At 34.2% G+C, this 8411-nt stretch carries 14 protein-coding genes; all 14 read right to left on the bottom strand.

Annotation, left to right across the window (positions count from 1 at the left end):
* Nucleotides 1-390 precede the first annotated feature (390 nt).
* Nucleotides 391-972: a 30S ribosomal protein S3ae gene (locus tag IJQ68_RS01310; RefSeq protein ID WP_292795948.1), complete on the bottom strand. Its 582-nt coding sequence runs from the start codon at nucleotides 970-972 to the stop codon at nucleotides 391-393.
* Nucleotides 973-1259: 287 nt separating this feature from the next.
* Nucleotides 1260-1850, bottom strand: a complete 591-nt coding sequence (locus IJQ68_RS01305; protein ID WP_292795946.1) for a cytochrome c biogenesis CcdA family protein — start codon at nucleotides 1848-1850, stop codon at nucleotides 1260-1262.
* Entirely contained in the window at nucleotides 1851-2255 is a 405-nt protein-coding gene (locus IJQ68_RS01300) for a thioredoxin fold domain-containing protein (protein WP_292795944.1), read from the bottom strand.
* Between the two features lies 1 nt (nucleotide 2256).
* On the bottom strand, nucleotides 2257-2457 hold the full coding sequence (locus tag IJQ68_RS01295) for a hypothetical protein (protein WP_292795942.1): 201 nt from the start codon (nucleotides 2455-2457) through the stop codon (nucleotides 2257-2259).
* Nucleotides 2458-2475: 18 nt separating this feature from the next.
* Entirely contained in the window at nucleotides 2476-2949 is a 474-nt protein-coding gene (locus IJQ68_RS01290) for a hypothetical protein (protein WP_292795940.1), read from the bottom strand.
* Nucleotides 2950-3254: 305 nt separating this feature from the next.
* Nucleotides 3255-3578 carry a NifB/NifX family molybdenum-iron cluster-binding protein gene (locus IJQ68_RS01285; RefSeq protein ID WP_292795936.1) on the bottom strand — a complete coding sequence of 108 codons (324 nt, stop codon included), beginning with the start codon at nucleotides 3576-3578 and terminating at the stop codon, nucleotides 3255-3257.
* A 1-nt stretch (nucleotide 3579) separates the two neighbouring features.
* On the bottom strand, nucleotides 3580-4149 hold the full coding sequence (locus tag IJQ68_RS01280; protein ID WP_292795933.1) for a flavodoxin family protein: 570 nt from the start codon (nucleotides 4147-4149) through the stop codon (nucleotides 3580-3582).
* A gap of 12 nt (nucleotides 4150-4161) precedes the next feature.
* Complete coding sequence (gene mtnP / locus IJQ68_RS01275; protein WP_292795930.1) at nucleotides 4162-4917, bottom strand: S-methyl-5'-thioadenosine phosphorylase; 756 nt, start codon at nucleotides 4915-4917, stop codon at nucleotides 4162-4164.
* A gap of 7 nt (nucleotides 4918-4924) precedes the next feature.
* Nucleotides 4925-6373, bottom strand: a complete 1449-nt coding sequence (locus tag IJQ68_RS01270; protein WP_292795927.1) for an RtcB family protein — start codon at nucleotides 6371-6373, stop codon at nucleotides 4925-4927.
* Nucleotides 6374-6431: 58 nt separating this feature from the next.
* Complete coding sequence (locus IJQ68_RS01265) at nucleotides 6432-6554, bottom strand: hypothetical protein (protein ID WP_292795924.1); 123 nt, start codon at nucleotides 6552-6554, stop codon at nucleotides 6432-6434.
* Between the two features lie 71 nt (nucleotides 6555-6625).
* Complete coding sequence (locus tag IJQ68_RS01260) at nucleotides 6626-7021, bottom strand: hypothetical protein (protein WP_292795921.1); 396 nt, start codon at nucleotides 7019-7021, stop codon at nucleotides 6626-6628.
* A gap of 259 nt (nucleotides 7022-7280) precedes the next feature.
* Nucleotides 7281-7475, bottom strand: coding sequence for a hypothetical protein (locus IJQ68_RS01255; protein ID WP_292795919.1), 195 nt, complete (start codon nucleotides 7473-7475; stop codon nucleotides 7281-7283).
* A 172-nt stretch (nucleotides 7476-7647) separates the two neighbouring features.
* Nucleotides 7648-8076, bottom strand: coding sequence for a cyclophilin-like fold protein (locus IJQ68_RS01250; protein WP_292795917.1), 429 nt, complete (start codon nucleotides 8074-8076; stop codon nucleotides 7648-7650).
* A gap of 5 nt (nucleotides 8077-8081) precedes the next feature.
* Nucleotides 8082-8402 (bottom strand): hypothetical protein, encoded by a 321-nt coding sequence (locus IJQ68_RS01245; protein ID WP_292795915.1) that lies wholly within the window; start codon nucleotides 8400-8402, stop codon nucleotides 8082-8084.
* Between the last annotated feature and the right edge of the window lie 9 nt (nucleotides 8403-8411).

The raw sequence follows: 8411 nt of genomic DNA, 5'->3' as shown, positions 1-8411 counted from the left end.
ATAAAAATATAAAATATTCTAAAAAATATTTAAAATTATGTTAAAATAAATAAATATAATATAAATTATATTTAAATAAAATGAATATTTTTCAATCAAAAAATCCATGAAAAAATAATAAAAAAATAAAGATTATTTTTGAAAAAAAAATACACAAAAATGAAAAAGCATTGAAAAATAAGTTATTTTAAAATTAAAATATTATTAATTCTTTTAAAGAATAACAAGATTTGATAAACATTTATATCCATATTTTACCACATCATTCGAAAGCATACGAACATGTTTGGATAAAGGATAAAAATATGTAAAAATTACAAACAAAATACTAACAAAATGAAAATTAAACTAATTTCCGTTGAAAATAAAAAAAGAAGTAAAAAAAGTAATCTATTTGATTACTTTACTTTTGATAATTTCCACTCTTTTAAGTGGGTAGATTTTTTTAGCAGTGTGGTAAATTTCAGAAGCTAATTTACCGTTTACAGATGATTTGACTAATTCCTCATAAGTCCTTTCAGCAGCAGTTTCTTTAAGTAACTCTTCGATTACTTGTCTCATGTATTTTTGTTGGGAAGATTTAGCTCTTCTGATAGTTACTGCTAATACATGAAGTTTAATTCTGCGATCATCTTTAGTTTTTACAATAGTGGAAGCATCGATTCTGGATGTTCCTCTTCTAATCATACTTCTTACGTAATCAGTAGTGGTTTTGTGACCGGTAAATTTGGTGGTTGCAACATCTCCAGCTACATTATCAATTTCAAATCTGAGTTTGATGTATTGTTTTGAAAAGTCACCGGTTAATTCTCTCATTGTGACTTCTACTCCTCTTCCGATTAAGAGATCTGCGTCTTTAGCTGGGGTTTCCCCAATTTCTTTTTCTTCAAACATTAATGGTGTTTTAATAGTATACCATGATTTTTCTTTCCAAGTGTCACGTACTCTACGTCTTGATTTTGCTTTTGCCATTATATCAACCGTTTTTTTTATTTTAAAATATTTATAATTATATTTAGCGAATCGCCATTTAATTTTGAAAAATAGTCCTCAAATAGAGTATTTCAGTAATCTTACATAAAATAATCTATAAAATGAAATTATAACAGATTATAACTCTATAATCTCTTATTCGACTATTGTGAGTTCTTCTCACGTTATTTAAAGAATAATTTGTAATTAAGTTTTATTTAATTAAAACCCGCCCATAAAGGTTACTATTACTTATTTTATTCATGGTATATAAATATTGTTGAAAATTATAACATCAGATAGAGTGCACTTATAATTATTAATATGGCAAAAATCTTTGGAATGAAATTTGTCCTGCTGATTAATGATTCGATGTTGATTTTTGACAATGCGAAACTTAAGACGAGAATTGTCAGCCCAAAACCCAGACAGTATAATATTATATTAAAAGAAATGAAAATCGGATCGGCTGTTGTAAGTAGAAGTGAAATCAGCGAAATCAGATAGGCACTGTAGCAGGGAACCCATGCAACAGAGGTCAAAACACCTAAAGCAAATGATCCGTAATCATTTCTAGGAGATATTTTAATGAAATCAAATGAAAAGTCCAAAAGCATTGAAATACCAATAAATAGAAGTATAATTGCTGAGGCCAATCTTACATATATAATATATTTATATACAAATGCTGTGAAAAATGCCGTAAGAAATATGATTAGTGTAAATATTGAAAAAAGCCCTAAAGTAAATGAAACAATTTCCATCTTTGGTCTGGATTTCAGATTGAATCCGATAAATATAGGCAAAATCGGAAGAATGCAGGGAGACAATATTGAAATAACTCCCGTTAAAAAAGAAATCAGAGGAAATACTTCCATCTAAACCCCCTGAAGCATTTCCAGAAATTCATCCGCATCAACATAGCCTTCAATTCTGCCAATCTGGTTCTGATTGGAATCCAAAATCACAGTAAGAGGTGTTCCGTAAACATTATACTTGGCAGCAAGCTCAGGCTCTTCGTTGACATTCACAATCACCAGGATGTAATTAGTATTAAGCTCATCAATGACTTTTTCATCCGCCAATGTGTTTTCCTTTAGGATATCGCAGTAGACGCAGCTGTCCTGGTCAAATATTAAAACAATATTTTTGTTTTCTGACTGTGCCTGATTAATCGCTTCTGTAAAATCATCAGTGCTGTTTAAAGTATCTTTGGCGAAACCTGCTGATATTCCAATTGATAAAATAGCTAAAATCATCAATATTAACATTATTCTTTTCATCTTAAGCAACCCCCATTATTGCAAGTGAAAAAATGAACACATCCGTGCACAGATGAGTAATATATGAAATCAATATGTTTTTGGTTTTTATATAACCTATAAACTCAAATATTGAACCTAAACCCTGTACGACCAAAGCAAACATGAATGTGTTAAGGTCAAATGAATGCAGTGAAGCGAAAAATGCCATTACAATAAGCATGGACAATATAACTGAGAATCAGCGTTTGTTTGAATATTTAAAGGATAACCTTAAGAAGAACACGAATGGGATGAACTTAATCAGTTCCTCACCCATCAGCGAGAATATTAAAGGAGGAAGAGACATTACAGTTAATGTGGCTGAATCCACCAAATCCCCACCAGTTATGCCGACACCCTCCAAAAGAGTGCCTATAACAAGCGCATAGACAATATATCCTACGAAAAGTGCTACCGCAAGGCCTACTTCGCTGAGCTTAGGCTTTTGAAATATTGCTTTATAATCCCATTTCAAAAAGTAGAGAAGTGGAATCAGCGGAATTAGACAGGCCAATATTGCTGAGAAAATTGAAGATCCCATCTGGAATAGGAATCCTACAAACAGAGCAATGAATAAAACAATCCATCCCCATTTGGGAACATGAGGGTTTTTCTTATAAATCGGAAAATCCAAATCCTTATTTTCAAAAGCAAACCAACTTATTTCAGACATGTTATAATATTTGAATGATTTAAATAAATAAACCTATAGGCACCATATTCAAATGAATGAACAACCATATATAAAAACTTGTTCAAATATTTGAACAAAAGGAATAATGATTTATTCAATAAATTAGCCATATTTAACATTTAAACAGTTTAAAAAACCATATAATTATTATTTTATATTTTTAAGCAATAATTAGAACTTCTATTAATCAATTAAGACATGAAAAAATTAATAATTGAATTCAAATTTCAGTAAATAATCTCCAACTGACATGGTAATGGGGCGTACTTGTCATAAGACAAGCATTAGTTTTTCATGAAGTTATAATGGTCAATGTATGATTTTAAAACTTCATCAACAGATCCTTCATCACTGACAAGCTTGATGTTTAACTTGTCTGCAGTGACTTTGGATTTGAATCCGAACTGGGCTGCGATAATGACATCACAGTCTTCGCAGGCTTTGATAACTTTACTTCCCTGATGCTGACTTTCAAGGTCAATGTCCACTTCCCTGTGTTCGACAAAAGTCAAATCATCGTCTTCGTATTCATAGACATATAATGAATAACCTTTTCCAAGATGCAAATCAACATCAACACCATTTGATGATACAACAGCTATTTTCATTTTAATCACCTAATTTCTTTATTATTTTTGCTACATTTTCACCGAAAAGTTTTATTGTTTCGATTCCTTCCGTGTCCTCAAATGCTGTGCCTTCCTCTCCTGCAATAACCATATTCCAGTATGTGCTTCCTGCAATAATCATGTTATTGATTGGGAAAAACATTGTCATTTCCTGCAATGTTAATGTCATACCTCCACGTCTTCCAACAGCAATAGGACCACCGACTTTCCAGGTAAGGAATTTATCATATGATCTTGATACTTTACCAATCCTTTGAAGGGCAGACATGATATCCCCACGTGCGGTTCCAAAATAAACCGGCGCTGCAGGAATAAATCCGTCAGCATCACGAATCTTATCGATTATTTCATCCAAGCCATCATTCAGTGCGCAGTTTCCTGTTTCGCTGCATGTAAGACATGCTACGCATGACTGGATTTTCTTTCCCCTTAGGGAAATGATTTCTGTTTCAACACCGTTTTTTTCGATTTCTTTGGCACAGACTTCCAAAACGTCAAGCGTATTGCTGTCCTTTCTTGGAGATCCACATAACAATATTACCTTAGCCATAATAAAGCCTCCTTAAACTTCAGCACCATCCAATGCATGATGGCATCCGCAGTCACTGTCCTGCGCATTTTTAATGAAATTATAAATAAGTTCCAGTAAATCGTTTTGGCGAGCTTCAACCATTTCAAACACTTCATCTATGGTCAGTTCGCTTTCTGATATTCCTGATGCATAATTTGAAACTATACAGATTGAATTATAACACATTTCACGTTCTCTTGCCAGCGTTACTTCAGGCAGACCTGTCATTCCGACCAAATCCCCTCCAAGCATCTTAAACATTTTGATTTCAGCAGGGGTTTCAAACCTTGGCCCCTGTGTGCAGACATAGGTTCCTCCAAGTATGACTTCACCGGATTCGTTTAAAATTTCTTTCAAAGTTGGGCAATATGGCTCTGTTACATCTATATGCACTACCTTATTTTCATAGAAAGTTTTATCCCTATTTTCAGAAAAATCCAAAAAGTCATCCGGAATTACAAATGACCCGGGAGGCATTTCCAGATTCATTGACCCTACGGAGTTTGTTGCTATGATTTGGGTTACGCCAACCTTTTTAAGTGCATCTATATTGGCTCTGAAATTGATTTTGTGTGGAGGAATACTGTGTCCTGAAGCGTGCCTTGGGATGAATGCAACTTTTTTTTCGAAAATATCCAGAATGGATACTTCAACATCACCGTAATCTGTGCTGACTATCTTTTTTTCCACATTATCTGCTTTGGAGGTTATTTCATAAACTCCACTTCCACCAATAATTCCAATCATCTTATAACTATCCTTTAGTAACTGCTAACGGTTTTACTTTTGCAACAAGTTTAGCGATTCCTGTTGAGTCGGATACGCGAACTACGCTGTCAACATCCTTGTATGCTCCAGGTGCCTCTTCTGCAATTACATGCTTGGATGTTGCCTTGATTTTAATTCCGTTGCTTTCCATATTATTTACAATATCATCAGGATTGTAGTCCTTTTTAGCCTGTGAACGTGAAAGAATCCTTCCGGCACCATGCGCTGTTGAACCGAAGGTCTCTTCCATTGCAACATCGGTTCCGTGCAATACGTATGAAGCTGTTCCCATGGTTCCCGGAATAAGTACAGGCTGGCCGACTTCACGATACTTTTCAGGAACTTCCTCACGGCCGGGACCGAATGCACGGGTTGCTCCTTTTCTGTGAACAAGCAGTTCGACATCGTTTCCCTTGAAGTTATGGGTTTCCATTTTTGCAATGTTGTGGGCAACATCATAAACAATCTGCATATCCATGTCACGGGCGGTTTTTCCAAGTACTTCCTCAAATGATTCACGAATCCAGTGGGTAATCATCTGTCTGTTTGCCCATGCATAATTAGCTGCAGCATACATTGCTTTCAGGTAGCTTAATGCTTCTTTGGAATTTAGCGGAGCACATGCAAGCTGTCTGTCTGCAATATCAATCTTATAATTCTGGTAAGCCTTATCCATTATTCTTAAGTAATCGGAACATACCTGGTGTCCGCATCCACGGGAACCTGTATGAACCATGACAACAATCATTCCTTTTTTCAATCCGTAGACTTCAGCAACTTTCTCGTTGTAGATTTCATCGACGACCTGAATTTCAAGGAAATGGTTACCTGAACCTAAAGAACCCAATTGTGGAATTCCTCTTTTTTTGGCCTTGTCACTTACTTCAGATGAATCTGCATCAGTCATTCTTCCGTTCTCCTCAAGAACTTCCAAATCCTCTTTCCATCCGTAGCCGTTTTCAACAGCCCATTCTGCACCGTAATCCAGTACGTCGTTGATTTCATCTTCGCTGAGTCTGACTTTTCCTTTAGATCCCACACCTGACGGAATGTTTTTGAACAATGCTTCCACAAGTTCGTCCATGTGGTCTTCAATGTCCTCTAAAGTCAGATTGGATTTGATTAGCCTTACACCACAGTTAATGTCAAAACCTACACCACCAGGAGATACAATACCGTTTCTTAAGCGGAATGCTGCAACACCACCTATTGGAAAGCCGTATCCGAAATGGACATCAGGCATTGCAATTGAGTACTTGTGTACCCCAGGCAGGCATGCGACATTAACTATCTGCTGTATTGCACCTTCTTCAAGTGCTTCAAAGCTTTCATCAGCAATATATAATCTTCCGGAAGCCCTCATTTTCTTGTTGTAGCTTCCAGGAACTTCATAAACATTATCCCTAACTTTTTTAATTTCATCTTTGATAGTCATAAAAATCACGAGTTTAGTATGTTTTAATATATTAGGCTAATTGATTAAATAATTTACCTTAATTGTTCAGATAATCTTTAGGATTAGAAACATATACCTTGTAATTGAAAAGTTCAGATATGCTTTTGCGGCAATCCAAAATGTCATCGTCCATTGTAATGAATGAAACAATCTCCTTCAAGGATTTGGCGCATTTGAAACTGTCTAGAAGAATTTCACATTATCTTCCAATGAAATTTCAAATCATCCATATTATTTCCCCTTCAAGTATGCTCCAACAGTACTGTCGAGTATTCTTCTTTGAGAATCTGTATATTCGTAATCATCATGATGATTAATATAATCAAAAGTATTATCCATCAAATCAATAATCTCTTTTTCTAGTTTTTCTAAAGAATATTTGAAAGTTAAATCCCATTTTTCAAAACAATCATCATAATAAGAATCATGAGCATATAAACGTAATCCTTTAGCAAATGTGAACCATGAATTGCGAATTGGAGATTTTAACAAAGGCCAACATTCATCAATATTATCACTATCATTTATAAGATCAATTTCTATAGTCAATCCTATAGATCTTGTTGTAAATTCCCTAATTTCATATAAATTAATTAATTTGAGTTGGCATTGCCTGAATAGCTTCATAATCATCACCAGAAATCATCAGATTATCGTTTTCAGTTTGATTGAAAATGCCATACTTGAAAGGATATATAACATCAAGAGGGGCATAATTCTTATAGATGTCTTCGGTTAAGTCCTCGTAAATGTAATTTCATTTATCCAACAAATTTCCGCCCAAATCAATCAATTCTGGAAATTCATCAATAATTTCATATTCAGTGGCCAATTTGACATTGTAAAGTGAAAATAAATCTTTGGAAGATGGAGCAAACTCATTGAATTATTCTGTAATTAATTCACAGTAGGGACCGCAGTAATACCAGTAGTAAGGCAGTTTATCATATAACGGATGATTGGTGCCCAAATCCATTTTAATTTGGTATATAATTTTTTGAACAGTGATGTCGTTTTCCTTAAATAATGAAGCAATATATTGTGTTAGCTGCGTGACGGTTTGCTTTTCATTTGAAATCATGGTCATAACCTCAAAAAATTAATTAAATAATACTTTGTTTTAATGACATATAAAGTTTTTTAATTTATTGTAAAAATAAAATAAAATTAAAAATAAGCATTTATTGAAAATTCAAATTTAAAATGAGATTTTGATAAAATAAAGTGTTAAAAGAATTGCTTCAAGTGTAAAATTATTTTAGGCTTAAAACGATTTCCACATCTCCTGAGCCCAGAACTTCTGCAAGCTCTTCTGCGGTTGCATTTTTGATTTTTCCTATTTTTGTATAGTCCCATGAATGGGACTCATAGAAAAGTGAAATCTGATTGGACTGATACAATACAATGTCTCCAGGAGAAGTTTCGATGCTTTCATCACTTGTCGGAAGTGAGAAACCCAAATCACCGACCTTTTCAAAATTGCCATAGTCTTTGGCGTCAATTGTGATATTGCTTTCACTTAATTTCTTAACCAATTCTGCTGTGGCAGAGTTATTCTCCAATTCAACGTCAAAAGTACGGTTATTAACTGTAATCTTAACGTTATCATCCTCTGCATATACACTTGAAACAGCCATCAGAAAAATCATTGAAAATATGAATAATATTTTCCTGTTAATCATGAAAATCACTTTCTAAATAATGCGGACATTCCAGCAATCAAAATCAGTATGGATCCGAAGATTCCCAAGTGCGGAGTTCCAATCAATACCAATATGGCCGCTATGATAAATCCGACACCTGCAGCTTCAGCATCCTTATTGATATAAAAAGAAGCCAGAAATCCCAAAAGCGCACCTGCTATTGATATCAGTGCGATGAATGAGTTTCCCTGAAGTCCTCCACTTTCAATGAAGAGTATGAATGATCCAGAAATAATGCTTAAAAATGAACCGAAAATGCCTAATATCTGTTCAAATCTTCTGGATGTTGTTCTAATTCTTTTCATAATATATTG

Origin of the sequence: Methanobrevibacter sp. (genome assembly GCF_017447225.1) — an archaeon.
Classification (GTDB): Archaea; Methanobacteriota; Methanobacteria; order Methanobacteriales; family Methanobacteriaceae; genus Methanocatella.
This window is presented reverse-complemented; position numbering and strand designations above follow the sequence as displayed.

Excerpts from the sequence above, each read along its gene's own strand:
- IJQ68_RS01310 (WP_292795948.1), bottom strand. The coding sequence starts at position 972 with ATGGCAAAAGCAAAATCAAGACGTAGAGTACGTGACACTTGGAAAGAA.
- IJQ68_RS01305 (WP_292795946.1), bottom strand. The coding sequence starts at position 1,850 with ATGGAAGTATTTCCTCTGATTTCTTTTTTAACGGGAGTTATTTCAATA.
- IJQ68_RS01300 (WP_292795944.1), bottom strand. The coding sequence starts at position 2,255 with ATGAAAAGAATAATGTTAATATTGATGATTTTAGCTATTTTATCAATT.
- IJQ68_RS01295 (WP_292795942.1), bottom strand. The coding sequence starts at position 2,457 with ATGCTTATTGTAATGGCATTTTTCGCTTCACTGCATTCATTTGACCTT.
- IJQ68_RS01290 (WP_292795940.1), bottom strand. The coding sequence starts at position 2,949 with ATGTCTGAAATAAGTTGGTTTGCTTTTGAAAATAAGGATTTGGATTTT.
- IJQ68_RS01285 (WP_292795936.1), bottom strand. The coding sequence starts at position 3,578 with ATGAAAATAGCTGTTGTATCATCAAATGGTGTTGATGTTGATTTGCAT.
- IJQ68_RS01280 (WP_292795933.1), bottom strand. The coding sequence starts at position 4,149 with ATGGCTAAGGTAATATTGTTATGTGGATCTCCAAGAAAGGACAGCAAT.
- mtnP (WP_292795930.1), bottom strand. The coding sequence starts at position 4,917 with ATGATTGGAATTATTGGTGGAAGTGGAGTTTATGAAATAACCTCCAAA.
- IJQ68_RS01270 (WP_292795927.1), bottom strand. The coding sequence starts at position 6,373 with ATGACTATCAAAGATGAAATTAAAAAAGTTAGGGATAATGTTTATGAA.
- IJQ68_RS01260 (WP_292795921.1), bottom strand. The coding sequence starts at position 7,021 with ATGAAGCTATTCAGGCAATGCCAACTCAAATTAATTAATTTATATGAA.
- IJQ68_RS01255 (WP_292795919.1), bottom strand. The coding sequence starts at position 7,475 with ATGATTTCAAATGAAAAGCAAACCGTCACGCAGCTAACACAATATATT.
- IJQ68_RS01250 (WP_292795917.1), bottom strand. The coding sequence starts at position 8,076 with ATGATTAACAGGAAAATATTATTCATATTTTCAATGATTTTTCTGATG.
- IJQ68_RS01245 (WP_292795915.1), bottom strand. The coding sequence starts at position 8,402 with ATGAAAAGAATTAGAACAACATCCAGAAGATTTGAACAGATATTAGGC.